Source organism: Klebsiella sp. HMSC25G12 (assembly GCF_001807705.1).
Taxonomy (GTDB): domain Bacteria; phylum Pseudomonadota; class Gammaproteobacteria; order Enterobacterales; family Enterobacteriaceae; genus Klebsiella; species Klebsiella variicola.
This window is the reverse complement of the sequence record NZ_KV789880.1, coordinates 189,588-213,481: the sequence shown is the minus strand read 5'-3', so window position 1 is coordinate 213,481 and position 23,894 is coordinate 189,588. Positions and strand designations below refer to the sequence as shown.

Here is a 23,894-nt window from a genome sequence, read left to right as displayed (position 1 = left end):
CGGGCCAGTAGAGAGCCCCATGACTACAGATATTCCCGCAGTACCTGAGACGATCCCGGTGACCGACGCACTGACGCTTATCGCGATTGATGAGCGCTACGTCAGCGATCTGCACCAGCTGGTGGTGAAAAACCGCCACTGGCTGCAGCAATCGCTCAACTGGCCCGCCGAAGTGAACAGCGAAGAGGAGACCCGCCGCCATGTGCAGGGTAACGTGATTCTGCATCAGCGGGATTACGCCAAAATGTTTTTGCTGTTTCTCGACCATCGACTCGTTGGCGTTCTGTCGTTCAACCAGATCGAGCCGCAGAACAAAACGGCCTATATCGGTTACTGGATCGATGAAGATCACCAGGGGCAGGGGCTGCTTTCCCGCTCCCTGCAGGCCTTTATCCACCATTATGCCCACAGCGGGCTGGTGCGCCGGTTTGTGATCAAATGCCGGGTGGCCAATACCCGCAGTAACCAGGTGGCGTTGCGCAATGGGTTCGTTCTTGAAGGTTGCCTCAGGCAGGCCGAGTATCTGAACGGCAGCTATGACGATCAGAATATCTATTCGCGCATTATTGACCGCGACGAGGCGCTAGAGGGCGCCTAACAGCGGCGTGCGGGTGATGTGCTGCTGGCCGTCAAGCGTTTTCGGGCCGCGCAGATGAATGGCCTCTCCCTCCTGTGCGGCAATCTGCACCTCGTCATTGATGGAGACCTGGTGCTCAACGATCACATCGCCGATGATGACTGTCCGCCCCTGGATCAGCACATCGTCGTCGAGCAGAATCGGACCACCGCGCAGCTGCGCCTCGCCCCCGACCATCGCCCGGTGCTTTAACAGGCAGTTGCCTTCAATCACCGCATTCTCCGCCACCTGCGAACTGTAGCGCACGGTGGGAATGGCATCCTCTCCGCGACCGGCGATCAGTCGCGCATGACCATAAACCCGGGCGTTATCGCACACCCAGACGTCGTTTTCTTCGTTCCCCTCCAGTCTTGCCTGGTCGAACACTTCTGCCCGATGTTCGACAAAAGCGTGCTCGACAAAGGCATCGCCGTAGATTTGCGCCTGATGAAGAATACGCGAGGCGCTAACGGTGGCTCGCTGATAAATCTGCAGGACTTTGTCGCGATCGGCGGTCAGCCCGCGGGCGGCAATCACCTGGCAGTGGGGCAGGAGACGCGCCTCGTCGGCGAGGCGACAGTAACCGCGCACCAGACTATGATTAATCGTGACGTTGTCACTTATCTGCGCGTGATGGCTAATGTGCGAGGCATGAATGCATGCCCGTCCGCCGATGGCGGCCTCGTGGCTGACCACGCAGGGCCCGGTTAAGCGAGCGTCGTCGCGGATACTTGCCCCGGCGAAAACCACGCTGTTGGCATCGTAGATCCAGCACTCTCCCTGTTGGCTGAGAGCGCTTTCCGCGTCCACCCAACCGCCTTCGCTGCCTGCTTTGACGTCAGCGAAATCGATAAGCGCCACTATCTGGCGCAGGGTGACGCTCTGTTTGCCAGCCTCTTCCTGGTAACAATACTGCCGGGTCTGTTCGCTGAGACGGTATTTACGCATTCCCGATCCTCATTACTTATGGTTAACATAAACATAGCAAAGATCGCCGTAGCGCGCGGGATAAGGTTCCTTTAAAATGCAACTTCAAATTAAATTGATATCATCAACAAAATGAAGAGCAAGCAAACGCCGCGGCAGGCGCTGAACCTGCCGGCAGGCTATTTTGGTATGGTGCTCGGCACCATCGGAATGGGCTTCGCCTGGCGCTACGCCAGCACGCTCTGGCCGGTTAGCCGCAGCATCGGCGATGGTCTGGTGATGCTGGCGATCGCGATGTGGACTCTGCTCAGCATGGCGTTTATCAGCCGGGCAATTCGCTTTCCGGCGAGCGTGCTACGGGAGATGCGTCATCCGGTCAGCAGCAGCTTTGTCAGCCTGTTTCCGGCCACCACGCTGCTGGTGGCGATCGGGCTGGTGCCCTGGTGGCGACCGCTGGCGCTGGGATTGTTTGTGCCGGGGGTGGCGCTGCAGCTTGCCTATGCCGCCTGGCAAAGTGGCGGCTTGTGGCGGGGGACGCATCCTCACGAGGCCACCACGCCGGGGCTCTATCTGCCCACGGTGGCCAATAATTTCATTAGCGCGATGGCCTGCGGCGCGCTGGGATTTACCGACGCCGGGCTGGTGTTCCTCGGCGCCGGGGTCTTTTCCTGGTTGAGCCTCGAGCCGGCGATCCTCCAGCGTCTGCGCAGCGCGGGCGAGCTGCCGACGCCGCTGCGCACCTCGCTGGGGATCCAACTGGCGCCTGCGCTGGTGGCCTGCAGCGCCTGGCTCAGCGTCAACGGTGGGGAAGCGGATACCTTCGCGAAGCTGCTGTTTGGTTACGGCCTGCTGCAGCTACTGTTCATGCTGCGCCTGATGCCCTGGTATCTTCGCCAGCCGTTCAATGCTTCCTTCTGGAGCTTCTCGTTCGGTATTTCCGCGCTGGCCACTACCGGCCTGCATCTCGGCCAGGCCAGGGCGGACGGCTTTTTTCACCATCTGGCAATGCCGCTGTTTATTTTTAGCAATCTGGTTGTCGGCCTGCTGTTACTGCGCACAATTTTGCTGTTGGTGAGCGGGAAACTGCTGGTACAGGTCGACCGGGAAACACTCCTGAATAAGAAGGAAGGATCATGACAACGCGTGACGCGGATTATTTTAGTGATAAATATGGCCTGACACGCACCCATTCCGAGGTGCTGCATGCTGCGACAGTGGTGCCGCCGGGGCGGGCGCTGGATCTGGGCTGTGGCAACGGGCGTAACAGCCTTTATCTGGCGGCGAACGGATTCACGGTGACGGCGTGGGATAAAAATCCGGTGAGCATCAATAATCTGGAAAGTATTCGCGCTGCCGAGGCGCTGGAAAATCTCCGCACCGCGGTAAAAGACCTCAATAGCCTGACCTTTGATGGGGAATATGACCTGATCCTCTCCACCGTGGTGATGATGTTCCTGGAGCCTGACACCATCCCGGGCCTGATCGCCAATATGCAGCGCTGCACCGCTGCCGGCGGCTTTAACCTGATTGTGGCGGCAATGGATACCGAAGATTATCCCTGCGCCGTCGGCTTCCCGTTTGCCTTTAAACCCGATGAGCTTAGTGATTATTACCAGGGCTGGGAGCTGCTGAAATACAATGAGGACGTCGGCGAGCTGCATCGCACCGACGCCAATGGCAATCGCATCAAATTGCGCTTCGCCACCCTGTTGGCGCGCAAGCCTGCCTGAGACGCGGCGGCGTGGGGAGTCAGGACGTTGCCCGCGCCGCGTAGTAAGGTGAAGAGCAGGGAAAATAAGCGAGGAAGTCCCCGTATAAAAGAGGGATAAAAAGCAGCCTTCTGCCTGTTTTAAGTGATTATTTAATAACGTAATGTTCATCCTATCAATATTTATAAATCTTCCTTGACGAAGCCTTTTTTTTGTCACAAAACTAGTGGGTCCTATTTGCTATAACGTCTGCCGAAAAAAAACTGCATTTACAGGGATCTCTCTATGCGTACTCGCGTTTTACTGAAAGTCGCCGCTCTGGCGGGAATATTGGCGTTGACCGGCTGTGCGGCGAAAGTGGCGCAACCGAATCAGTATTCGGGCTTCTTAAAAGATTATTCCAACCTGAAAGAAACGACCTCTGCCTCCGGCAAGCCGGAGCTGCGCTGGATCGATCCGAACTTCAATCCAGCCAACTATGACAATATCGTTTATCACCCGGTGACCTACTATCCGGTACCGAAGCCGACCACCCAGGTAGGGGAAAAGGCGCTGCAGGATATTCTTAACTACACCAACAAAGAGCTGAAACAGGCTATTTCCGAGCGTAAACCGCTGGCCACTACCGCCGGCAAGCGCAGCCTCATCTTCCGCGGGGCGATCACCGGGGTGGACTCCAGCAAAGAGGGGCTGCAGTTCTATGAAGTGATCCCGGTCGCTATGATTGTCGCCGGCACCCAGGCCGCCACCGGCCATCGTACCATGGACACCGATCTGTACTTTGAGGCGGAGGTCATTGACGCCAGCACCAATAAGCCGGTGATCAAGGTTGTTCGTAAAGGGGAAGGCAAAACCCTGGCGAATGAGAATACGCCGCTGACCGTCGATACCCTGAAGCAGGTGATCGATGATATGGCGGTCGACGCCGTCAAATTCGATCCCTCTCAGCGTTAATCGTGCCAGCGCCGTCTGACGACGGCGCTGTTTCTCTTCTGTCTCCTCAGGCCAGCCTTCGGCGCAGCAGCAGCTGTTCCGGTTTGGCAAACATCACCAGGTTACCCAGCAGGATCAGCGCCAGCCCGATCACAGCGTTGCTGTGCCAGACATACCCTTCATAGACGGTGGAAATGGATAACGCCACCAGCGGAAACAGCAGCGTACTGTAGGCGGCTTTGCTGGCGCCAATGCGCCCCACCAGAGTGAAATAGGCCCCAAAGGCAATGACCGAGCCGAACAGCGCCAGGTAAAGCAGGGCGCCGAGGTAACTGACGGTCCACTCCGGCATAAAATTATCGCCACGTAGCAGGGCGATCGCGCCCATCACCAGCGTCCCGTAGAGCATCGCCCAACTGTTGGTGGAGAGGGTTTCCAGCCCTCGCCGCTGGTGGCGAATGCTGAACATATTGCCCAGTGAAAAGCCGTAGGTGCCCAGGGCGCTCAGACCGATCCCCCACAGCAGCGAGGCGTTTAGCCCATTGGCCAGCAGGTCATCCCAGAACAGGGTGACGATACCGGCGAGGCCCAGCGCGGCGGCGGCCCAGAAGCGGCCCGGCGGCTGCTGGCGAAAAAAAAGAAAGCTGTTAATGGCGTTAAACAGTACGGCCATGGAAAAGATCACCGATTCCAGACCGGTGTTGATCCAGGCCGCGGCGGTATAAAAACACCAGAAATTGAAGCAGAAGACGCAGCAGCCCTGCAGCAGGCAGCAAAAGTGATCTTTCGCGCCCAGCGGCCGTAGCCGTCGCGTGACAAGCAGAATCGTCAGCATCGTGATGCTGGCCACGGCAAAGCGCCAAAAAATGGATACCGGCGCCGCCACCGGCCCTTGTTGTAAAAAAATCGCAATCCACGTTGTCCCCCAGATCACGACAACGAGTGCATAAAGTAATGCGTTCACCCTGACTCTCCTCTGCTTGTTGAAGGGAGTAGTATGCCGCCTGTCGCAACCGGCAGCTTTCACCCGCTTGTTGTCGGCTTGCAAATTCTTGCGCTTATTTGTCATTCGCCTGCGGTGAGGACTGGAAACCGCGCCGGAGTCTCCCTAGACTAGAGCTTTTACGGGCAGATGCGTGAAGGCAATGGGTTACGGGACGTTTGAAACATTACGGCGACAGAACGCGGTGCTGCGGGGCACGGTGGAGCTGAATTCCGGAATTCAACTGGCCGCCTGGTACAACAATTGCGATACCGTGACGGTGCGCAGCGATCACCATACGTTGAGCCTGTACGTCGCCGATGGCTATGAAAGCTATCAAAAGACGCCGCACGGCTGGAAAAATGGCGGCGGCCCGGATCGCTTTTGTCTGATGCCGAAAGGCGATGAGAGCGTCTGGGATATCCGCGGCGATCTGTCTTTTGTGCATCTCTACTGTACCGATGAGCACCTGCGCCGCGTCGGCGAAGAGGTGTGGGATCGTAGCCCGGCAAACTTCACCCTGCAGGAAAAAACCTTCGCCAGCGATGATAAAATCACCGCGGTGTACCGCCAGTTTTTACTGGCCAATGACTGGCGACAGCCGGCGAACCAGTTGACCCTCAGCGCCGCCAGCAGCTTACTGCTCACCCATCTGATCCAGCACTACTCCACCGTGCAGTGGCGTTTGCCGACGGTCACCGGAGGGCTGGCGCCGGGCGTGAAGCGTCACGTGCTGGCCTGGATCGATGCCCACCTCGATCAGCCGCTGACCCTGGCCGACCTGGCGCAGCAGGCGGGACTCAGTGAGTTCCATTTTGCCCGCATGTTCCGCCAGTCGTTGAATATGGCCCCGCATCAATATGTGATGCAGCAGCGAATGGCCAGGGCGCAAAATCTGCTCTGCCACAGCGCGCTGCCGTTAACGGAGATTGCGCTGGCCTGCGGCTTCAGCTCCGCCAGCCATTTCAGCCATCGGGTGAAAGCGGCCACCGGCCTGACGCCGTCCCAGCTAAGGGCGGCGCAGCGCGGATAACACGCCATAGCTTACCCCACCAAGCACCACGCCCCAGAAGGCCGAACCAATTCCCGCCAGCGTCACGCCGCTGGCGGTGACCAGGAAGGTCAGCACCGCCGCATCGCGCTCACTGGCCTGATGTACCGCCTGAAACAGGCTGCCGCCGATGGTGCCGAGCAGCGCCAGGCCGGCCAGCATCTGGATCCACGCCGCGGGTAAAGCCGACATCAGGGCGGTGATCGATCCGCCGAACAGACCTGCCAGCAGATAAAAACCGCCTGCGGCCATGGCCGCCAGCCAGCGCTGTTGCGGATCCGGGTGCGCCTCCGGACTCTGGCAAATCGCAGCGGTGATCGCCGCGATGCAGATGGAGTAGACCCCAAACGGCGCCAGCAACAACGCCAGACCCCCACAGGCGACGAGCAGTGCCGATACCGGTACGGTGTAGCCGGATGCCTGCAGCGTGGCGAACCCGGGGGCGTTCTGCGAGGCCATGGTGACGAGGAAAAACGGCAGGCCGACACTGAGCAGCAGCGCCGGGGTAAACTGCGGCGCGATCCACTCCGGTGCCGCGAAGGCCAGCGGTACGGCCGTCCTGGCGACGTCCCCGGAGGCCGCCGCGATCAGCGCCCCCACCACCAGCGCGGCGACTACCGCGAAGCGGGGCCACAGCGCTTTACAGAGAAGCCAGGCGGCGAGCATGCCGCCGCACAGCAGCAGATGGTCCTGCAAGCCGGCGAAGGCCTGCAAACCGAAACGCAGCAGGATCCCGGCCAGCATCGCGGCGGCCAGTGAATGGGGAATGATCTTCATCAGCCGGGCAAAGAGGCCCGTCACGCCGCATAGGACGATCAGCGCGTTGGCGAAGATAAACACCCCCACGGCCTCGGCGAGGGTGACTCCCTGTAGACCGCTGACCAGCAGCGCGGCGCCCGGCGTTGACCAGGCGGTGAGCACAGGAACTTTACGCCAGCCGCTCAGCGCAAGGGTGCTGATACCCATGGCGAGGCCAAGGGCCGTCATCCAGCCGGCGATCTGCCCGGGGGTAGCGCCAGCAGACGCAGCAGCCTGCCAGATAATGGCGGCTGAACTGGCGTAGCCCACCAGTACAGCGACGAAACCCGCCAACAGAGTAGGAAGAGGAAGGGTAAACGAGCGCATAGGATTCTCTTGTGCGTTATAACATACGAATACTCTATCACTGTGCGTTATAGCGCACAAGGTGCGGATGTGGAGAGCGTAAGACACCTGTTCTCACGGTGATATGCCGAGAAACGCCCTGTAGAATCAGGCAAATGGGGATATACTCTTGCCTGTACAAGTCAGGAGGTAGGATGAATATTGCGCAACATCTGGCGGCAACGCTCAAAACCCTGCGCCAGCAGCGTGGCTGGAGTCTCTCGCGTCTGGCAGAAGAGACGGGGGTGTCGAAAGCCATGCTGGGGCAGATTGAGCGTAATGAATCGAGCCCGACGGTGGCGACGCTGTGGAAGATTGCCACCGGGCTGAACGTGCCGTTTTCGGCGTTTATCGTTCCGGACGCCAGCGCAGCGCCTTCCGCTTTTGATCCGCAGCAGCAGGCGATGGTGGTGACCCCGGTCTTCCCGTGGGACCCGGAGCTGCGCTTTGACCATTTTTCGATAACCCTTGCCCCCGGTGCGTTGAGCGAATCGACGCCGCATGAGAAAGGGGTGATTGAACATGTGGTGGTGATTAGCGGTGCCCTGGATCTCTGTTTACAGGGGGAGTGGCATTTACTGCAGCCAGGGGAGGGACGGCGCTTCGCCGGCGATGAGGCGCATGCGTATCGTAACCGCGGCGTTCAGGCGGCCCATTTCCATTCTCTTATCCATTATCCAAAAGAAAAAACCGCGGGCGAACCCGCGGCCAGACAAGATGACTGATGATAACCACTCACAACGTGACGAGGAAAATCCGGAATACGAGATGACAGTACGCTGCGCGAGGATGTGAAGGAACTATCTTTTCCGTCAATACTTTGCTGAAAAATGAAAATTCGTCGTCGCGCGACGGTGGAAAAGGTTTTCGTCTGTGCCCGGTTCTGACTACAATAGCCGCCATTTCGACCCCCTTATACTGGATAACAACACGCGTATGCGCCTGCACAATCATCGTCTTGAACTTCTTAGTCCTGCCCGCGACGCCGGTATCGCTCGCGAAGCGATCCTCCACGGCGCCGACGCCGTTTATATCGGTGGGCCTGACTTTGGCGCTCGTCACAATGCCAGCAACAGCCTGAGCGACATCGCCGGTCTGGTGCCTTTTGCCCATCGCTATGGCGCCAAAATCTTTGTCACGCTGAACACCATTCTGCATGATGATGAGCTGGAGCCGGCGCAGCGGCTGATTACCGATCTTTATGAGGCGGGCGTTGACGCGCTGATTGTGCAGGATATGGGGATCATGGAGCTGGATCTGCCGCCGATTGAGCTGCACGCCAGCACCCAGTGTGATATCCGCAGCGTGGAAAAAGCGAAATTTCTCTCCGACGCCGGCTTCAGCCAGATCGTGCTGGCGCGTGAACTGAATCTCAGTCAGATCAAAGCTATTTATGACCATACCGACGCTACCATTGAATTCTTTATTCATGGCGCGCTGTGCGTGGCCTATTCCGGGCAGTGCAACATTTCGCACGCCCAGACCGGACGTAGCGCCAACCGGGGCGACTGCTCGCAGGCTTGCCGCCTGCCGTATACCCTGAAAGACGATCAGGGACGGGTGGTGGCCTATGAAAAACATCTCCTGTCGATGAAGGACAACGATCAGACCGCCAACCTGGCGGCGCTGATCGACGCCGGGGTACGTTCCTTCAAAATTGAAGGCCGTTACAAAGACATGAGTTATGTGAAAAACATCACTGCGCACTACCGTCAAATGCTGGATGCCATTATCGAAGACCGCGGCGATCTGGCGCGCGCCTCGGCAGGGCTCACCGAGCACTTCTTCATTCCCTCTACCGATAAAACCTTCCATCGCGGCAGTACCGACTACTTCGTCAATGCCCGCAAAGGCGATATCGGCGCGTTTGATTCGCCGAAATTTATCGGGCTGCCGGTGGGCGAAGTCTTGAAGGTGGGGAAAGACCATCTTGATGTCGAAGTGAGCGAACCGTTAACCAACGGCGATGGCCTTAACGTGATGATCAAGCGTGAAGTGGTGGGCTTCCGTGCCAATACGGTGGAGAAAACCGGCGAAAATCGCTATCGGGTGTGGCCGAACGAGATGCCGGCGGATCTGCACAAAGCGCGTCCGCACCAGGCGCTCAACCGTAACCTCGATCACAACTGGCAGCAGGCGCTTCTGAAGACTTCCAGCGAACGCCGCATCGCCGTGGACGTTACGCTGAGCGGCTGGCAGGAACAGCTGGTTCTGACCATGACCTGTGAAGATGGCGTCAGCGTGACCCATACTCTCGACGGAGCGTTCGCCGAAGCCAATCAGGCAGAAAAAGCGCTGGCCAATTTGCGTGACGGCGTCACAAAACTGGGGCAGACCATTTACTACCCACGCGACGTGCAGGTCAACCTGCCGCCACTGTTTGTCCCCAACAGTCTGCTCAACCAGCTGCGTCGTGAAACGGCTGAAATGCTGGACGAAGCGCGCCTCAACGCCTGGCAACGCGGCACCCGCAAGCCGGTCTCCGTACCGCCGCCGGTCTATCCGGAGACCCATCTCTCCTTCCTCGCCAACGTCTATAACCATAAGGCGCGGGCCTTTTACCAGCGCTATGGCGTGCAGCTGATTGACGCCGCCTATGAAGCGCACGAAGAGAAGGGCGATGTGCCGGTGATGATCACCAAACACTGCCTGCGGTTTGCGTTTAATCTTTGTCCGAAACAGGCGAAAGGCTCCATCAAGAGCTGGAAAGCCACGCCGATGCAGCTGATCCACGGCGATGAAGTGCTGACCCTGAAGTTTGACTGTCGCCCGTGCGAAATGCATGTCGTCGGGAAGATTAAAAACCACATCCTCAAAATGCCGCTTCCCGGGAGCATCGTCGCCTCCGTCAGCCCGGATGAGCTGATGAAGACCCTGCCGAAGCGCAAAGGAGCCTGATCCAGCGCGACGCTACGGGCAATGCGGCGCCCGCGGTTTGCGGGCATCCTGCCAGCGGTGATGCTCGTTCAGATCGGCGGCGGCCTCCTCGCACTGGCTGCGAAGCTCGTCGCTGTCCGCCTCGTGCAGCAGTTGCTGTTCGAGGCTCTGCACCGGAAAGTAATCGTGCCCCTGGCGGTGGGCCAGCAGATGTCCTGAAAACAGCGCGCACAGCAACAGCAGCGCGCTCATGCTTCTCCTCAACATACCTTTTCTCTGCGAATCAATGGGGTGGGCTTACTATGCCAGGCGTTGTGCAGGTTTTTTTCTCGGCTTCTCAAAGAAGGGCAAGAGTTTGTCAATGTCAGCTGAAAGAAGGTGAAAAAAAGCCTGGCGCAGAAGGCCAGGCCTGAGGGGTTATGCTTTTGGCGGCAGCGGTTTCCCGCTGTGCTCGCCGCCTTTTGGCGGCTGCTTGCCGTCACGCTGCGGCTGCTTGCCACCATGCTGCGGCTGTTTGCCATCATGCTGCGGCTGTTTGCCATCTCGTTGTGGCTGCTTGCCGTTGTGTTGCGCTTGCTTACCATCGTGTTGGCCGTTTTTCGCCAGCGGTTTACCCTGATGCTGCGCGCCTTTTTCTGCCGGCGGTGGCGGGTTGTCGGCAGCGAACGCCCATGACGATATTCCCAGCGTCATCACGGCGGACAGTAAAGCTAACTTCTTCATAGCAATATCCTTTCTTCTGATGTATCGCCGTATTTCATCAGGCAAAAGTGAAGATAAGATGGAGAAATCCCTTTTCGGACTTCTCTGCATCCCACTCAGACTTTTAGCCCTGCGGCGGTCATCAGCAGGCGAAACAGCAGGCTGATGGCGGCCAGCGTCAGTACGCTGCCTCCCCAGAGCGCGATCAGCCACAGCAGACGTTTAGGCCAGGCAGTATGCATCAGTGATATCCCTCCCCGGGCTGAACTTTGCCGCGGAACACGTAATAGCTCCAGCAGGTGTAGCCAAGAATGACCGGAATAATCAGCAGTGCGCCCACCAGCATAAAGCCCTGGCTTTGCGGGGGAGCGGCAGCCTGCCACAGCGTGATGGCCGGCGGGATAATATGCGGCCAGATGCTGATCCCCAGTCCGCTAAAGCCGAGAAAGACCAGGCCCAGCGTCAGCGTGAAGGGCGAAACATGGCGGTCGCGCTGATGCAGCGTACGCCACAGCCAGCCGCTGATGAGGATCACCAGCAGCGGCACCGGCAGCAGGAAATAGAGATTCGGCAGGCTGAACCAGCGGGCGGCAATTGCCGGGTGCGCCAGCGGAGTCCACAGGCTGATGACGGCAAACACCGCCAGCAGGGCAACCAGCAGCTGCCGCGATGCGCTGCGCATCCGCTGCTGCAGCGCGCCTTCGCTTTTCATCACCAGCCAGGTGGCGCCGAGCAGCGCATAGGCCACGCACAGCCCGAGTCCGCAAAACAGGCTGAACGGGGTCAGCCAGTCAAACATGCCGCCGCTGAAGGCGCGACCGCTGACGGTGAAACCGTTGATCACCGCCCCGACCACCACGCCCTGGCTGAAGGTCGCCAGCAAGGAACCGCCAAAAAAGGCACGGTCCCAGAATGGCCGGTGCGACGGGGTGGCCTGGAAGCGAAACTCAAAGGCGACGCCGCGAAAAATCAGGCCGATCAGCATCAGGGTCAGGGGGATCGACAGGGCGTCGATTATCACCGCGTAGGCGAGGGGAAAAGCGCCAAACAGACCAGCGCCGCCCAGTACCAGCCAGGTCTCATTGCCATCCCACACCGGGGCGACGCTGTTGACCATTACGTCGCGCTCGGTGCTGCCCCGTACTGTGCCGAACAACATCCCGATGCCCAGATCAAAGCCATCCATTACAATGTACATCAGCGTGGCAAAGACGATAATCACGAACCAGATCACCGATAATTCGATACCCATTAGCGGGACTCCTTCTGCAGATAACCTTCAGTGGCGGCGGACAGCGGGCGGGCTGGCGTACCGGTTGTCGCGGGCTGCACCTCCTGCGGCCCCTTGCGGATCAGGCGCAGCATATAGCTGTAGCCGACGCCGAAGACGGCGCTGTAGACCACGATAAAGGTCAATAAACTGACCGACATATGCAGATCGCCGTGGGCGGAAACGGCGTCTGCAGTGCGCTGAACGCCATACACCACCCATGGCTGACGGCCCACTTCGGTGGTTACCCAGCCGGCGAGAATAGCAATCAGTCCTGAAGGGCCCATCCATAGCGCAAAGCGCAGAAATGGCCGTGAATGGTACAGTCGGCCGCCGCGACGCAGCCACAGGGCCAGTACGCCGAGCAGGAGCATTAGCATGCCAAGACCGGCCATCAGGCGAAACGACCAGAACACCACGGTTGCGTTCGGGCGATCCTCAGGAGCGAACTCCTTCAAGGCCGGCACCTGTTTATCAAGGCTGTGGGTGAGGATCAGGCTGCCCAGGGCCGGGATCTCAAGCCCGTAGCGGGTGCGCTCCTGCGCCATATCAGGCCAGCCAAACAGCAGCAACGGCGTTGCCTCGCCCGGCGGGTTTTCCCAGTGGCCCTCAATGGCGGCTATTTTCGCCGGCTGGTGTTTCAGGGTATTCAGACCATGCATATCGCCGATCAGCGCCTGGATGGGGGCAACCAGCAGCGTCATCCAGAGCGCCATCGAGAACATCTTACGGATCGCCGGCGACTGATTGCCGCGCAGCAGATGCCAGGCCGCCGAGGCGCCGACAAACAGCGCGCTACTGAGAAACGCCGCCACTGTCATATGCAGTAAGCGGTAGGGGAACGACGGGTTAAAGATCACTGCCAGCCAGTCGACGGGCACCACCTGGCCGTCAACGATCTCAAACCCCTGCGGGGTCTGCATCCAGCTGTTGGAGGCGAGGATCCAGAAGGTCGAGATGATGGTGCCCAGCGCCACCATGCAGGTGGCGAAAAAATGCAGCCCCGGCCCTACCCGGTTCCAGCCGAAGAGCATCACCCCGAGAAAGCCCGCTTCCAGAAAGAACGCTGTCAGGACTTCATAGGTCAGCAGGGGGCCGGTAATGCTCCCCGCGAACTGAGAGAAACCGCTCCAGTTGGTGCCGAACTGATAGGCCATCACCAGCCCGGAAACCACCCCCATGCCGAAGTTGACGGCGAAGATTTTCGACCAGAAGTGGTACAGCGAGCGCCAGGTGGGATTTTTGCTTTTTAGCCACAGACCTTCGAGTACCGCCAGGTAGCTGGCCAGCCCAATAGTAATGGCGGGAAAGATAATATGAAATGAGACCGTAAAGGCGAATTGAATTCGCGCAAGATGGAATGCATCAAGACCGAACATGCAGGACTCCACTACAAAATTGATTCAGCGCAATTTTAGGCAGGGTGGTGGCTGGGGGGCAGAGGCAGTCGCGCCATTTTTTATCATAACAGTTGGCCGCTGTTATGATTTTTCACCTCGCGTCCCAATCATCGGCCGGCACGAATAAATACCGATGGGGTGGGTCGCTTAACCAACAGACCAGCGGAGATTTGGCCGTTATCCCGGGAGCGGTTGATCGGCGGACTCGGCCGCCGGCACGGCACTGTTTCTGGCCGGAATAATATATCCCGAATATCACACGGTGCTGTATTAATTCTTGCGATAATGCACAACGAGTTTTAGCGTCATTTATTCTCACGCATTAGTATGAGAATAAGTAAAAACGCTGAGCGGGTTAATCGTAAATTAAATAATAATAAATTGTCGACTCCGTGGGTAATTTGTACTGTATGCGCTCGGGAATAAATAAAAAGGAATGCCCATGTCTGAAAAAGGATTACAGAGTTTGTGCATTACGCTCGGCGTGATGATTATCTTCTGGTTTGCGTTAATCTCACTATTCTGGGTGGTGATATTTTAAACCTATCCCGTGCTATGACGGGACGCGACTGCCGCTGCAGATATAACAGTTACAGCAAACTATGATTTTTTTATAACTGATATATGATAATGGGAGGTTATCGTACGGGGACGGCCGCAATGAAAAAGTATCAACAGCTGGCGCAACAGCTGACCGAACAGATCGCGCTTGGCGTCTGGTTGCCTGGCGATCGGCTGCCGTCGCTGCGCGAGCAGGTGATCAGCAGCGGCATGAGCTTTATGACCGTCAGCCATGCCTATCAGCTGCTGGAAAGCCAGGGGCGCATCGTCGCCCGTCCGCAGTCGGGTTATTATGTCGCCCCTCAGCCGGTGAAGCTTAGACAGCCGGCGCCGCCTGCCCAGGTGACCCGCGATGAAGCTGTCGATATCAATACCTATATCTTTGAGGTGCTACAGGCCAGCCGCCAGGCGTCGATGCTGCCCTTTGCCTCGGCCTTTCCGGACCCGCGTCTCTTCCCGCTGCAGCAGCTTAACCGCTCGCTGGCGCAGGTGAGCAAAACCGCCACCGCTATGAGCGTCATTGAGAACCTGCCGCCGGGCAATGCGGAGTTGCGGCACGCCATTGCCCGACGCTATGCCCTGCAGGGGATGAACATCTCGCCGGACGAGATCGTGATTACCGCCGGGGCGCTGGAGGCGCTTAACCTCAGTCTGCAGGCAGTGACCGAGCCGGGCGACTGGGTGGTGGTGGAAAACCCCTGTTTCTACGGCGCCCTGCAGGCGCTGGAGAGGCTGCGCCTGAAGGCGCTGTCGGTGGCGACCGACGTCAAAGAGGGCATTGACCTGACGGCGCTGGAAGCGGCCCTGCAAAATTACCCGGTCAAGGCCTGCTGGCTAATGACTAACGGACAAAACCCGCTCGGCTTCACCCTTAGCCCCGAAAAAAAAGCGGCGCTGGTGGCGCTGCTGGCGCGCTATAACGTGATGCTGATAGAAGATGATGTCTACAGCGAGCTTTACTTTGGTCGCGAGAAACCGCTCCCGGCGAAATACTGGGACCATCAGGATATGACGCTGCACTGCAGCTCATTTTCAAAATGTCTGGTGCCCGGGTTTCGTATCGGCTGGGTGGCGGCCGGCAAACAGGCGCGGCGGATCCAGCAACTGCAGCTGATGAGTACGCTCTCCACCAGCTCGCCGATGCAGCTAGCCCTGGTGGATTATCTGTCCACCAAGCGCTATGACGCCCACCTGCGCCGTTTGCGCCGCCAGCTGGCGGAGCGTAAACAGCTGGCCTGGCAGGCGCTGCTGCGCCATCTGCCGCCAGAGGTTATCGTCCACCACAGCGACAGCGGCTACTTTCTGTGGATTGAACTGCCGGAAGGGGCCGACGCCAGTGAGCTAAGCGCCCGGGCGCTGGCCTCGCACATCAGCATTGCCCCAGGAAAAATGTTCTCCACCTCCGCCAGCTGGACCTCATTTTTCCGTTTTAATACCGCCTGGGGCTGGGGGGAACGCGAAGAGCAGGGGGTGAGGCGGTTGGGTGAACTTATTCGTGAGCAGCTTACCTGACGACTCAGGCTATTTTCCGTCGCCATAAACTCTCGGCAAAAATAAACGAGGGTGAGTTTTTATTGAGGCCGGTCATTATTTTACCGGCGCTCATCATAGGAAATACGCATACCCCTCCTTTTTCTCTAACTCGTTGTCTATAATCCATAAAGTCCTGCTTGTGTTGGCGATTTTTGCGTAATGCGTCCCGGGTCACAACCTGAATAAATTCCCCAGGGGGCGTTAATCCGCTGACTACCCTTATTTCAGGAGATATTTTTACGGCACGGCTGCCGCTAATTACCTTGTGACAGGAGTAACACCTGATGAGCAAAAAATTTGCCCGTTGCAGCCTTTATGTGCTGAGCATGGCCTGTTTGACCGTGCAGGCGGCAGAGCCACTCACCTCGCTGGATAAACCGGAAGGGCGGCTCGATATTATTGCCTGGCCGGGGTATATCGAACGCGGCCAGACTGACAAGCAGTACGACTGGGTCACCCAGTTTGAAAAAGAGACCGGGTGTCAGGTTAATGTCAAAACCGCCGCTACCTCTGACGAGATGGTCAGCCTGATGGCCAAGGGGGGCTACGATCTGGTGACCGCGTCGGGCGATGCCTCGCTGCGTCTGATCATGGGCAAACGCGTTCAGCCGATTAACACCGCGCTGATTGCCGGCTGGCGCACCCTCGACCCACGCATTGCGCAAGGGGCATGGTTTAACGTCGGCGGTAAAGCCTACGGCACGCCGTATCAGTGGGGGCCGAACCTGCTGATGTACAACACCCGCGTATTCCCGACGCCGCCGGACAGCTGGGGCGTGGTCTTCGTTAAACAGAACCTGCCGGACGGCAAAACCAATCAGGGACGCGTGCAGGCCTATGATGGCCCGATCTATATCGCTGACGCCGCGCTGTTTGTCAAAGCCACCCAGCCGCAGCTGGGGATCGAAGATCCCTATCAACTGACCGAAACCCAGTATAACGCGGTGCTGAAAGTACTGCGCGACCAGCAGCCGCTGATCCATCGCTACTGGCATGACGCCACCGTACAGATGAACGACTTCAAAAACGAAGGGGTGGCCGCCTCCAGCTCGTGGCCCTATCAGGCCAACGGCCTGAAGGCTGAAGGCCAGCCCATCGCCACCGTGTTTCCGAAGGAGGGGGTGACCGGCTGGGCGGATACCACCATGTTGCACAGCGAAGCGAAGCATCCGGTCTGCGCCTACAAATGGATGAACTGGTCGCTCACGCCGAAGGTGCAGGGCGATGTGGCGGCGTGGTTCGGCTCGCTCCCGGTGGTGCCAGAGGGGTGTAAAGCCAGCGCGCTGCTCGGTGACAAAGGCTGTGAAACCAACGGCTATGACCAGTTTACCCGGATCCATTTCTGGAAAACGCCGGTTGCCGAAGGCGGGAAATACGTACCCTACAGCAGATGGACTCAGGACTATATTGCGATAATGGGCGGCCGCTAAGGACGGGAGGCAGACAATGACGTACGCGGTCGAGTTTCAGAATGTATCGCGCCTGTACGGCGATGTGCGGGCCGTAGATGGGGTTAGCATAGGCATTCGCGATGGGGAATTTTTCTCAATGCTGGGGCCATCCGGCTCGGGCAAGACCACCTGCCTGCGGCTGATTGCCGGTTTCGAGCAGCTCTCCGGCGGCACCATTCGTATTTTCGGTCAGCCGGCCAGCGAACTGCCGCCCTGGCAGCGGGATGTGAATACGGTGTTCCAGGACTATGCGCTGTTTCCCCATATGTCGATCCTCGACAACGTCGCCTACGGTCTGATGGTCAAAGGCATGGCGAAGAAAGCGCGCCATGCCCGCGCCCAGGAAGCGCTGGAAAAGGTGGCCCTTGGCTTTGCTCATCATCGTAAGCCTTCTCAGCTCTCCGGCGGCCAGCGGCAGCGGGTCGCTATTGCCCGGGCGCTGGTGAACCAGCCGCGGGTGCTGCTGCTCGATGAGCCGCTGGGTGCGCTGGATTTGAAGCTGCGCGAGCAGATGCAGGTGGAGCTGAAAAAGCTGCAGCAGTCGCTGGGGATAACTTTTATCTTCGTGACCCACGACCAGAGCGAAGCGTTGTCGATGTCAGACCGCGTGGCGGTGTTTAACAATGGGCGCATCGAACAGGTGGATGCGCCGCAGGATCTCTATCTGCATCCGAAGACCGCGTTTGTCGCTGGCTTTGTCGGCACCGCCAACGTTTTTGAAGCCGAGGCGGCCCGGCGATTGTGCGGCATGCCGGGCAGCTGGTCGCTGCGTCCGGAGCATGTTCGCCTGCAGGGCGGCGGCGAGGTTCAGGTTCAGGGCGTAGTGCAGGCGGTACAGTATCAGGGGGCGGCGACGCGGATTGAGCTCAGGCTGGCGGAGGGGGACAAGCTGCTGGTCAGCCAGGCGAATATCGATGGCACGGCGGCAGCCAGCGCCCCGCGAATGGGGCAAACGGTACTGGCGTCATGGTCGCGGTCGGCGATGACCCCGCTGGAAAGCGGAGGCTGAGATGACCATGGCGATGATTCCTGCGCAGGCCGGGCGCGTATCCGGGATCTTCTGGCGTCGGCCAGCATTGGGCCTGTTTTTACTGCTGATCGGGCCGCTGATGTGGTTTGGTATCGTCTATCTGGGATCGCTCCTGACCCTGCTGTGGCAGAGTATTTATACCTTTGACGACTTCACCATGTCGGTGACCAGCGACTTTACGCTGGCCAACCTGCGGGCGCTGTTCAATCCCGCCAATTACGACATTATTGTCCGTACCCTGGTAATGGCCCTGAGTGTGACGCTCGCCAGCGCCATGCTGGCGCTGCCGATGGCCTGGTACATGGCTCGCTATACCAGCGGCAAAATGAAGGCTTTCTTTTATATCGCGGTGATGCTGCCGATGTGGGCCAGCTATATCGTCAAAGCCTACGCGTGGGTACTGCTGCTGGCCAAAGATGGTGTGGCGCAGTGGTTTCTGGGCCATCTTGGACTGGAAGGGGCGCTGAATGCGCTTCTGACCGTCCCGGCGATCGGCGGCAACACCTTGTCCACCTCCGGGCTGGGACGCTTTCTGGTGTTCGTCTACATCTGGCTGCCGTTTATGATCCTGCCGGTGCAGGCGGCGCTGGAGCGCATTCCGGGCTCCTTGCTGCAGGCGTCGGCCGATCTTGGCGCCGGGCCACGACAGACCTTCCGCTATGTGGTTCTGCCGCTGGCTATCCCTGGTATTGCCGCCGGATCGATTTTCACCTTCTCGCTGACGCTGGGCGACTTTATCGTGCCGCAGCTGGTCGGGCCTCCGGGGTACTTTATCGGCAACATGGTCTACTCGCAGCAGGGGGCGATAGGCAATATGCCGATGGCGGCGGCGTTCACCCTCGTGCCGATCGTGCTGATTGCCCTTTATCTGGCGTTCGTGAAACGTCTGGGAGCCTTCGATGCACTCTGAACGCGCACCCTGGTATCTGCAACTGGCGACCTGGGGCGGCGTGGTGTTCCTCCACTTCCCGCTGCTGATCATTGCCATCTATGCTTTTAATACGGAGGATGCGGCCTTCAGCTTTCCGCCGCAGGGGCTGACGCTACGCTGGTTTAGCGAGGCAGCAGGGCGTAGCGATATTCTCGAATCCGTGACGTTGTCACTTAAAATTGCCGCCCTGTCGACGGCCATTGCCTTAGTACTTGGCACGCTGGCTGCAGGTGCCCTGTGGCGCAGCACTTTTTTTGGTAAGAATGCAGTATCGCTACTGCTGCTGTTACCGATCGCCCTGCCGGGGATCATTACCGGCCTGGCGCTGCTGACGGCGTTTAAAGCCGTCGGTCTCGAGCCGGGGCTACTGACCATTGTGGTGGGGCACGCGACCTTTTGTGTGGTGGTGGTCTTTAACAACGTCATTGCCCGCTTTCGTCGGACCTCGTGGAGCCTGGTGGAAGCCTCGATGGACCTGGGCGCGACCGGCTGGCAGACCTTTCGCTACGTGGTGTTGCCCAATCTGGGATCGGCGCTGCTGGCGGGGGGAATGCTGGCCTTCGCCCTGTCGTTTGATGAAATTATCGTCACCACTTTTACCGCGGGGCATGAGCGAACATTGCCGCTGTGGTTACTGAATCAGCTGGGGCGGCCGCGCGATGTGCCCGTCACCAACGTTGTCGCGCTGTTGGTGATGCTGGTAACGACGATACCAATCTTAGGGGCCTGGTGGCTCACCCGCGACGGCGATAACGACGCCGGAAACGGGAAATAAAACCATGAAACAGGATAATGCTATGCAACACAACCTTTTGATAAACGGTAAGTTAGTGGCAGGTGAAGGCGAAAAGGTGCCGGTATACAACCCTGCGACCGGCGATGTGATCCTGGAGATTGCCGAAGCGACAGCGGCCCAGGTCGATGCCGCCGTTGAGGCGGCGGATCGGGCGTTCGATGCCTGGAGCCAGACAACGCCGAAAACGCGCTCGGAATGCTTGCTGAAGCTGGCGGACGCCATCGCGGCGCAGGCGGAGACCCTGGCGCAGCTGGAGTCGCTGAACTGTGGCAAGCCGTTGCACTGCGTGATTAACGATGAGATGCCGGCCATTGCGGACGTCTTCCGCTTCTTCGCCGGCGCCGCCCGCTGCCTGCCGGGAATGGCCGCCGGAGAGTATCTCGAAGGGCATACCTCAATGATCCGCCGCGACCCGGTGGGCGTGGTGGCCTCTATCGCCCCCTGGAATTATCCCCTGATGATGGCGGCCTGGAAGCTGGCCCCGGCGCTGGCGGCAGGCAATTGCGTGGTGATAAAACCCTCGGAGATCACCCCCCTGACGGCGCTGAAGCTGGCGGAGCTGGCAAAAGATATCTTCCCCGAAGGGGTGATCAACGTGCTGTTTGGCCGCGGCAAAACGGTAGGCGACCCGCTGACCTCGCATGCCAAAGTGCGAATGGTGTCGCTGACCGGGTCGATTGCCACCGGGGCCCATATCATCAGCCATACCGCCTCGTCGATCAAACGCACCCACATGGAGCTGGGCGGCAAGGCGCCGGTGATTGTGTTTGACGACGCGGATATCGATGCGGTAGTCGATGGGGTACGAACCTTCGGTTTCTATAACGCCGGCCAGGACTGCACGGCTGCCTGCCGGATCTACGCTCAGCAGGGGATTTACGACCAACTGGTGGAGAAACTTGGGGCGGCGGTGGCCAGCCTGAAAATGGGCGCGCCAGAGGATGCCTCTACCGAGCTGGGACCGCTGAGCTCGCTGGCGCATCTTGAAAGGGTTAGCGCCGCAGTGGAAGCCGCAAAGGCACTGCCGCATATTAAGGTGGTCACCGGCGGTCGCCGGGCTGACGGCGCGGGCTATTACTTCCAGCCGACGCTGCTTGCCGGCGCCCGGCAGGAAGACGCCATTGTGCAGCGCGAAGTGTTTGGCCCGGTGGTCAGTGTGACGCCTTTCAGCGATGAAGCGCAGGCCCTGAGCTGGGCGAATGATTCCCAGTATGGTCTGGCGTCCTCAGTATGGACGAAAGATGTAGGCCGTGCCCACCGGCTTAGTGCCAGGCTGCAGTATGGCTGCACCTGGGTCAACACCCACTTTATGCTGGTGAGCGAAATGCCGCACGGCGGCCAGAAACTGTCGGGCTACGGAAAGGACATGTCGATGTATGGCCTTGAGGATTACACGGTGGTCCGCCATGTCATGGTTAAGCATGGCTAAAGCATTGACCCTTTAGTGGCTGGCGATGATTGCGCGACGGTTGTGTTAGTTCGCTAATAGTCACAATGGCAAAAATTGTCAAAACTCTGCGAGGGGGATATGAGATTATTCTGATGCCCCTTCAAGAGCTAAGCCAATGTGAGTGCCGGAGATAAGCGCCGGATGGGGTCCGCCAGTCACCCTGGGCGCGTCGCGCCCGGCGGGTGAGGCGACAGCGTCGCGGTTCGCGACCGTATACTGGCCTCTGCCTGTTGGCAGGGGCTTTTTTATGCCCGCCGCATCGCGGGATGAAGACCGAATGACCATCAGGAAACGCATCGCTGGCCGCCATTCAGCGCTTGGTTTTTTTGCTCGGTAAACTGGCGCTACGACGGTCACGAATATAGGAAATAAGATTATACACCGCCGCGACCAGCAGGATCAGCGCGATGACCAGCGTGATGATTCCGGACATATCCACCTCGAAATATAAAAAGCGCCCTGGCGCCAAAACATTACTAATAGTTATGAATGTAAGTATTATCTGAATGGAAGGCAAATGATATTTGTTGTCATTTAGCGCTATTTTTGGCGATTAACCGCGAGATCCACAATGAAGGGGTTATGTAACAACGGCTTGTAGCGGCCTTTTATCGTATTAAGATGGAGGCCCTGCGCGGAATATCGCATTTTTGGTGAATGCGGCGACAATCTTTTCCCCCTGAGAACGGAGACATATTATCTTTATCAGACCGATGGAATTGCCCTGAACCGAAATTATTTCACGACTATAAATAAGGATTTAATATTTGCTGTTATTGCATGATATTTGTTCTGAATATTAAATATTCCGTGAGTCCGGCCAAAATGCGGGCTGCAGGCGGGTTGCGGGTGCTCCCGGGTTTGACTTTCCGTCGCTGCTCATGCGATCATTTAGCGCATATTAGGTTTTAACGTTGATGTCGTTGTGAAAATTTTGGCTTTTATTCTGCTGGCTATCGGCGCTGTGACGCTGAGCTATGGTAACGCCCCGGCAAAACGCATTCAGGGCTGTGAGAGCGCGGGAGTGGGGCAGGCCGTCTGCGCTGCCGCCGAATGGGATAGCGAACAGATGAATTTTCTGCCGCACTATAACCCGGAGTTTAATAAGGTTATTGCGGCAGGCCAGGCAGCACCTGTCGCTTATAACCTTTATAATATTGCCCGTGTTCGCGCGTAAAAAAGCAGCCCCTGGGGCTGCTTTTTTAGGTTTCGTTGCTGAGTAAAATCATTAAAACCAGCCAAATCTCACGGACAGCAGGCTGATAAGTACGCACGCGGCGCAGACATTAATCAGAATGACGGTTTTGCTGGAGACATCCATAACGCCACCTTAATGAGTAAGTCCATAAAGGTATAGTACGGCACCTGCGGTTGCGCTATCGGATTAAGACGAATCAGGCTTTATTCTCAATATTCAGCCCGTTTCAGAATTTGTTATACAGGTATCTCTGAATCACGACGTCATGGCAGATAATCATCCCACCATGGAACGCCCCTCAGGGAAGGAAGAGTAAGAATGACGTTATATCAAAAAATGCTGGTGTTTTACGCCATTATGGGCGTGATATGCGCCGTGATTAGCTGGTTTTTGACCAAAGAGAGCCGGGTGATCCGCCTGCTGGCGGCCCTGTTGATCGGCGCCACCTGGCCGTTCAGCTTTCCGATGGCGCTGCTCGTCTCGCTGTTTTAACCCTCAGATGCCGGACGGCAGAAAAGGGTGGCGGAAAGGGTAAGGTTACTGTATAAAAAACCAGTAACCTTATCATGGAGGCATACAGGTGAACGGTTTCTTTTCTTCCGTCGCAGGCGCCACGCTGCGTTGGCTCGATCTTCCGGGAGATGGCCTCCCGGTGGTGTTTATCCTCGGTCTCGGCTGTGCGTCATCCTACGATTATCCCCGCGTCGCCAGCGATCCTGCGCTGAACGGACGGCGTAAAATACTCATCGATCTGCCAGGCTTCGGCTACAGCGATAAACCGCACGACTTTAGTTACAACATACATATTCAAGCGCGGGTCGTGGAGCAGCTACTTAACCACCTGCGTCTGCAGCGCTTCGCGCTGTTCGGTCATAGCATGGGAGGAAGCATCGCCATCGAAGCGGCGGGGCTGTTGGGCGAGCGCGTGACCACGCTGCTGGTCTCTGAACCCAATCTGTTTGCCGGCGGCGGTGAGTACAGCAGGCGCATTGCGGCGCAGACAGAGGCGGCCTTTATTGCCGAAGGCTATGCCAGAATGCTGGCTGAGGAGCGCTCGCCATGGGCTGGCTGTTTGCAAAACAGCGCGCCCTGGGCCGTCTGGCGGGCCGCCAGCAGCCTGATGCGTGGCAGCGATACCCCCTGGTTTACTCAGCTCTGCCAGCTGCACTGTCAAAAAAGGCTCATCGTCGGTGAGCTCTCCCTGCCTTATGCCGATATTGACCTGGCTGAGGCGCAAGGGATCCCGGTCGGGATTGTGCCCCGCGGGGGGCACTCGATGGCGTGGGAGAATCCGCAAGGGCTGGCGCAGATCATTGCCAGCCAGGGTTAAAAGA

The 23,894-nt window shown here is 58.3% G+C and carries 27 protein-coding genes; 16 read left to right on the top strand and 11 right to left on the bottom strand.

The window, feature by feature from the left end:
- The first annotated feature begins 19 nt into the window (after window positions 1-19).
- Window positions 20-598: a 50S ribosomal protein L7/L12-serine acetyltransferase gene (rimL, locus tag HMPREF3096_RS12695; RefSeq protein WP_032730517.1), complete on the top strand. Its 579-nt coding sequence runs from the start codon at window positions 20-22 to the stop codon at window positions 596-598.
- On the opposite strand, the gene ydcK is transcribed toward rimL, so the two are convergent.
- A complete protein-coding gene (ydcK, locus tag HMPREF3096_RS12690) occupies window positions 584-1,564 on the bottom strand; it encodes a YdcK family protein (protein WP_008804666.1) in 981 nt (326 codons plus the stop codon). The two genes, rimL and ydcK, sit on opposite strands and share 15 nt — an antisense overlap.
- 111 nt (window positions 1,565-1,675) lie before the next feature.
- Between ydcK and tehA the strand changes: the two genes are divergently transcribed.
- The 3 genes from tehA (at window position 1,676) to HMPREF3096_RS12675 (ending at window position 4,206) form a co-directional block, all read left to right on the top strand.
- Window positions 1,676-2,680, top strand: coding sequence for a dicarboxylate transporter/tellurite-resistance protein TehA (gene tehA / locus HMPREF3096_RS12685; RefSeq protein ID WP_039103663.1), 1,005 nt, complete (start codon window positions 1,676-1,678; stop codon window positions 2,678-2,680).
- The gene (gene tehB, locus HMPREF3096_RS12680) at window positions 2,677-3,273 is read left to right on the top strand and encodes a tellurite resistance methyltransferase TehB (protein WP_070544494.1); all 597 of its coding nucleotides are present in this window, start codon (window positions 2,677-2,679) and stop codon (window positions 3,271-3,273) included. The genes tehA and tehB overlap by 4 nt, the downstream gene beginning before the upstream one ends.
- A gap of 264 nt (window positions 3,274-3,537) precedes the next feature.
- The gene (locus tag HMPREF3096_RS12675; protein WP_008804669.1) at window positions 3,538-4,206 is read left to right on the top strand and encodes a DUF3313 domain-containing protein; all 669 of its coding nucleotides are present in this window, start codon (window positions 3,538-3,540) and stop codon (window positions 4,204-4,206) included.
- Between the two features lie 46 nt (window positions 4,207-4,252).
- Here the strand turns inward: HMPREF3096_RS12675 and HMPREF3096_RS12670 are convergent, their stop codons facing one another.
- Window positions 4,253-5,149: a DMT family transporter gene (locus HMPREF3096_RS12670; RefSeq protein ID WP_070544493.1), complete on the bottom strand. Its 897-nt coding sequence runs from the start codon at window positions 5,147-5,149 to the stop codon at window positions 4,253-4,255.
- A 181-nt stretch (window positions 5,150-5,330) separates the two neighbouring features.
- On the opposite strand from HMPREF3096_RS12670, the gene HMPREF3096_RS12665 reads away from it, so the two are divergent.
- Complete coding sequence (locus HMPREF3096_RS12665) at window positions 5,331-6,200, top strand: helix-turn-helix domain-containing protein (RefSeq protein WP_008804671.1); 870 nt, start codon at window positions 5,331-5,333, stop codon at window positions 6,198-6,200.
- Here the strand turns inward: HMPREF3096_RS12665 and HMPREF3096_RS12660 are convergent.
- On the bottom strand, window positions 6,177-7,343 hold the full coding sequence (locus HMPREF3096_RS12660) for a benzoate/H(+) symporter BenE family transporter (RefSeq protein WP_016161181.1): 1,167 nt from the start codon (window positions 7,341-7,343) through the stop codon (window positions 6,177-6,179). The genes HMPREF3096_RS12665 and HMPREF3096_RS12660 overlap by 24 nt on opposite strands.
- 173 nt (window positions 7,344-7,516) lie before the next feature.
- Here HMPREF3096_RS12660 and HMPREF3096_RS12655 point away from each other — a divergent pair, with 173 nt between their 5' ends.
- On the top strand, window positions 7,517-8,086 hold the full coding sequence (locus HMPREF3096_RS12655; RefSeq protein ID WP_008804673.1) for a helix-turn-helix domain-containing protein: 570 nt from the start codon (window positions 7,517-7,519) through the stop codon (window positions 8,084-8,086).
- A 10-nt stretch (window positions 8,087-8,096) separates the two neighbouring features.
- On the opposite strand, the gene HMPREF3096_RS29235 is transcribed toward HMPREF3096_RS12655, so the two are convergent.
- Window positions 8,097-8,264 carry a hypothetical protein gene (locus HMPREF3096_RS29235; protein WP_012541552.1) on the bottom strand — a complete coding sequence of 56 codons (168 nt, stop codon included), beginning with the start codon at window positions 8,262-8,264 and terminating at the stop codon, window positions 8,097-8,099.
- Between the two features lie 33 nt (window positions 8,265-8,297).
- Here HMPREF3096_RS29235 and HMPREF3096_RS12650 point away from each other — a divergent pair, with 33 nt between their 5' ends.
- Complete coding sequence (locus HMPREF3096_RS12650) at window positions 8,298-10,259, top strand: peptidase U32 family protein (protein ID WP_070544492.1); 1,962 nt, start codon at window positions 8,298-8,300, stop codon at window positions 10,257-10,259.
- Between the two features lie 12 nt (window positions 10,260-10,271).
- Here HMPREF3096_RS12650 and HMPREF3096_RS12645 read toward each other — a convergent pair whose 3' ends face one another.
- The 5 genes from HMPREF3096_RS12645 to HMPREF3096_RS12625 form a co-directional block, all read right to left on the bottom strand.
- On the bottom strand, window positions 10,272-10,505 hold the full coding sequence (locus HMPREF3096_RS12645; RefSeq protein ID WP_012541554.1) for a DUF2554 family protein: 234 nt from the start codon (window positions 10,503-10,505) through the stop codon (window positions 10,272-10,274).
- A gap of 150 nt (window positions 10,506-10,655) precedes the next feature.
- Complete coding sequence (locus HMPREF3096_RS12640; RefSeq protein WP_023322727.1) at window positions 10,656-10,961, bottom strand: hypothetical protein; 306 nt, start codon at window positions 10,959-10,961, stop codon at window positions 10,656-10,658.
- A 95-nt stretch (window positions 10,962-11,056) separates the two neighbouring features.
- A complete protein-coding gene (locus tag HMPREF3096_RS12635) occupies window positions 11,057-11,182 on the bottom strand; it encodes a DUF2474 domain-containing protein (protein WP_002907461.1) in 126 nt (41 codons plus the stop codon).
- Window positions 11,182-12,192: a cytochrome d ubiquinol oxidase subunit II gene (gene cydB / locus HMPREF3096_RS12630; RefSeq protein ID WP_008804677.1), complete on the bottom strand. Its 1,011-nt coding sequence runs from the start codon at window positions 12,190-12,192 to the stop codon at window positions 11,182-11,184. Before cydB ends, HMPREF3096_RS12635 begins: the two co-directional genes overlap by 1 nt.
- Window positions 12,192-13,589: a cytochrome ubiquinol oxidase subunit I gene (locus HMPREF3096_RS12625; RefSeq protein WP_063266910.1), complete on the bottom strand. Its 1,398-nt coding sequence runs from the start codon at window positions 13,587-13,589 to the stop codon at window positions 12,192-12,194. Before HMPREF3096_RS12625 ends, cydB begins: the two co-directional genes overlap by 1 nt.
- Before the next feature lie 681 nt (window positions 13,590-14,270).
- On the opposite strand from HMPREF3096_RS12625, the gene HMPREF3096_RS12620 reads away from it, so the two are divergent.
- The 6 genes from HMPREF3096_RS12620 (at window position 14,271) to patD (ending at window position 21,341) form a co-directional block, all read left to right on the top strand.
- Window positions 14,271-15,683, top strand: a complete 1,413-nt coding sequence (locus HMPREF3096_RS12620; protein WP_022065566.1) for an aminotransferase-like domain-containing protein — start codon at window positions 14,271-14,273, stop codon at window positions 15,681-15,683.
- 305 nt (window positions 15,684-15,988) lie between these two features.
- Window positions 15,989-17,134: a putative ABC transporter substrate-binding protein YdcS gene (gene ydcS / locus HMPREF3096_RS12615; RefSeq protein WP_023322725.1), complete on the top strand. Its 1,146-nt coding sequence runs from the start codon at window positions 15,989-15,991 to the stop codon at window positions 17,132-17,134.
- Between the two features lie 16 nt (window positions 17,135-17,150).
- The gene (locus tag HMPREF3096_RS12610; RefSeq protein ID WP_023322724.1) at window positions 17,151-18,164 is read left to right on the top strand and encodes an ABC transporter ATP-binding protein; all 1,014 of its coding nucleotides are present in this window, start codon (window positions 17,151-17,153) and stop codon (window positions 18,162-18,164) included.
- A 1-nt stretch (window position 18,165) separates the two neighbouring features.
- Window positions 18,166-19,095, top strand: a complete 930-nt coding sequence (locus HMPREF3096_RS12605) for an ABC transporter permease (protein WP_012968070.1) — start codon at window positions 18,166-18,168, stop codon at window positions 19,093-19,095.
- The gene (locus HMPREF3096_RS12600; protein WP_008804683.1) at window positions 19,085-19,891 is read left to right on the top strand and encodes an ABC transporter permease; all 807 of its coding nucleotides are present in this window, start codon (window positions 19,085-19,087) and stop codon (window positions 19,889-19,891) included. Before HMPREF3096_RS12605 ends, HMPREF3096_RS12600 begins: the two co-directional genes overlap by 11 nt.
- A 22-nt stretch (window positions 19,892-19,913) precedes the next feature.
- Entirely contained in the window at window positions 19,914-21,341 is a 1,428-nt protein-coding gene (gene patD / locus HMPREF3096_RS12595; protein WP_012541560.1) for an aminobutyraldehyde dehydrogenase, read from the top strand.
- Window positions 21,342-21,672: 331 nt separating this feature from the next.
- Here the strand turns inward: patD and HMPREF3096_RS29230 are convergent, their stop codons facing one another.
- Window positions 21,673-21,795: a small membrane protein gene (locus tag HMPREF3096_RS29230; protein WP_004175940.1), complete on the bottom strand. Its 123-nt coding sequence runs from the start codon at window positions 21,793-21,795 to the stop codon at window positions 21,673-21,675.
- Window positions 21,796-22,287: 492 nt separating this feature from the next.
- Here HMPREF3096_RS29230 and HMPREF3096_RS12590 point away from each other — a divergent pair, with 492 nt between their 5' ends.
- Window positions 22,288-22,539 carry a hypothetical protein gene (locus HMPREF3096_RS12590; protein ID WP_070544491.1) on the top strand — a complete coding sequence of 84 codons (252 nt, stop codon included), beginning with the start codon at window positions 22,288-22,290 and terminating at the stop codon, window positions 22,537-22,539.
- A 51-nt stretch (window positions 22,540-22,590) separates the two neighbouring features.
- Here HMPREF3096_RS12590 and yncL read toward each other — a convergent pair whose 3' ends face one another.
- Window positions 22,591-22,683 (bottom strand): stress response membrane protein YncL, encoded by a 93-nt coding sequence (gene yncL, locus HMPREF3096_RS12585; RefSeq protein WP_012968073.1) that lies wholly within the window; start codon window positions 22,681-22,683, stop codon window positions 22,591-22,593.
- A gap of 195 nt (window positions 22,684-22,878) precedes the next feature.
- Here yncL and HMPREF3096_RS12580 point away from each other — a divergent pair, with 195 nt between their 5' ends.
- Both HMPREF3096_RS12580 and HMPREF3096_RS12575 read left to right on the top strand, forming a co-directional pair.
- Window positions 22,879-23,052 carry a GhoT/OrtT family toxin gene (locus tag HMPREF3096_RS12580; protein ID WP_008804686.1) on the top strand — a complete coding sequence of 58 codons (174 nt, stop codon included), beginning with the start codon at window positions 22,879-22,881 and terminating at the stop codon, window positions 23,050-23,052.
- Window positions 23,053-23,140: 88 nt separating this feature from the next.
- Window positions 23,141-23,890, top strand: coding sequence for an alpha/beta fold hydrolase (locus tag HMPREF3096_RS12575; protein WP_070544490.1), 750 nt, complete (start codon window positions 23,141-23,143; stop codon window positions 23,888-23,890).
- The last annotated feature ends 4 nt before the right edge of the window (window positions 23,891-23,894 follow it).

What these genes read in the sequence shown, in the direction of transcription:
- rimL (WP_032730517.1), top strand. Translation starts at nt 20, where the DNA reads ATGACTACAGATATTCCCGCAGTACCTGAGACGATCCCGGTGACCGAC.
- ydcK (WP_008804666.1), bottom strand. Translation starts at nt 1,564, where the DNA reads ATGCGTAAATACCGTCTCAGCGAACAGACCCGGCAGTATTGTTACCAG.
- tehA (WP_039103663.1), top strand. Translation starts at nt 1,676, where the DNA reads ATGAAGAGCAAGCAAACGCCGCGGCAGGCGCTGAACCTGCCGGCAGGC.
- tehB (WP_070544494.1), top strand. Translation starts at nt 2,677, where the DNA reads ATGACAACGCGTGACGCGGATTATTTTAGTGATAAATATGGCCTGACA.
- HMPREF3096_RS12675 (WP_008804669.1), top strand. Translation starts at nt 3,538, where the DNA reads ATGCGTACTCGCGTTTTACTGAAAGTCGCCGCTCTGGCGGGAATATTG.
- HMPREF3096_RS12665 (WP_008804671.1), top strand. Translation starts at nt 5,331, where the DNA reads ATGGGTTACGGGACGTTTGAAACATTACGGCGACAGAACGCGGTGCTG.
- HMPREF3096_RS12660 (WP_016161181.1), bottom strand. Translation starts at nt 7,343, where the DNA reads ATGCGCTCGTTTACCCTTCCTCTTCCTACTCTGTTGGCGGGTTTCGTC.
- HMPREF3096_RS12655 (WP_008804673.1), top strand. Translation starts at nt 7,517, where the DNA reads ATGAATATTGCGCAACATCTGGCGGCAACGCTCAAAACCCTGCGCCAG.
- HMPREF3096_RS29235 (WP_012541552.1), bottom strand. Translation starts at nt 8,264, where the DNA reads ATGGCGGCTATTGTAGTCAGAACCGGGCACAGACGAAAACCTTTTCCA.
- HMPREF3096_RS12650 (WP_070544492.1), top strand. Translation starts at nt 8,298, where the DNA reads ATGCGCCTGCACAATCATCGTCTTGAACTTCTTAGTCCTGCCCGCGAC.
- HMPREF3096_RS12645 (WP_012541554.1), bottom strand. Translation starts at nt 10,505, where the DNA reads ATGTTGAGGAGAAGCATGAGCGCGCTGCTGTTGCTGTGCGCGCTGTTT.
- HMPREF3096_RS12640 (WP_023322727.1), bottom strand. Translation starts at nt 10,961, where the DNA reads ATGAAGAAGTTAGCTTTACTGTCCGCCGTGATGACGCTGGGAATATCG.
- HMPREF3096_RS12635 (WP_002907461.1), bottom strand. Translation starts at nt 11,182, where the DNA reads ATGCATACTGCCTGGCCTAAACGTCTGCTGTGGCTGATCGCGCTCTGG.
- cydB (WP_008804677.1), bottom strand. Translation starts at nt 12,192, where the DNA reads ATGGGTATCGAATTATCGGTGATCTGGTTCGTGATTATCGTCTTTGCC.
- HMPREF3096_RS12625 (WP_063266910.1), bottom strand. Translation starts at nt 13,589, where the DNA reads ATGTTCGGTCTTGATGCATTCCATCTTGCGCGAATTCAATTCGCCTTT.
- HMPREF3096_RS12620 (WP_022065566.1), top strand. Translation starts at nt 14,271, where the DNA reads ATGAAAAAGTATCAACAGCTGGCGCAACAGCTGACCGAACAGATCGCG.
- ydcS (WP_023322725.1), top strand. Translation starts at nt 15,989, where the DNA reads ATGAGCAAAAAATTTGCCCGTTGCAGCCTTTATGTGCTGAGCATGGCC.
- HMPREF3096_RS12610 (WP_023322724.1), top strand. Translation starts at nt 17,151, where the DNA reads ATGACGTACGCGGTCGAGTTTCAGAATGTATCGCGCCTGTACGGCGAT.
- HMPREF3096_RS12605 (WP_012968070.1), top strand. Translation starts at nt 18,166, where the DNA reads ATGACCATGGCGATGATTCCTGCGCAGGCCGGGCGCGTATCCGGGATC.
- HMPREF3096_RS12600 (WP_008804683.1), top strand. Translation starts at nt 19,085, where the DNA reads ATGCACTCTGAACGCGCACCCTGGTATCTGCAACTGGCGACCTGGGGC.
- patD (WP_012541560.1), top strand. Translation starts at nt 19,914, where the DNA reads ATGCAACACAACCTTTTGATAAACGGTAAGTTAGTGGCAGGTGAAGGC.
- HMPREF3096_RS29230 (WP_004175940.1), bottom strand. Translation starts at nt 21,795, where the DNA reads ATGTCCGGAATCATCACGCTGGTCATCGCGCTGATCCTGCTGGTCGCG.
- yncL (WP_012968073.1), bottom strand. Translation starts at nt 22,683, where the DNA reads ATGGATGTCTCCAGCAAAACCGTCATTCTGATTAATGTCTGCGCCGCG.
- HMPREF3096_RS12580 (WP_008804686.1), top strand. Translation starts at nt 22,879, where the DNA reads ATGACGTTATATCAAAAAATGCTGGTGTTTTACGCCATTATGGGCGTG.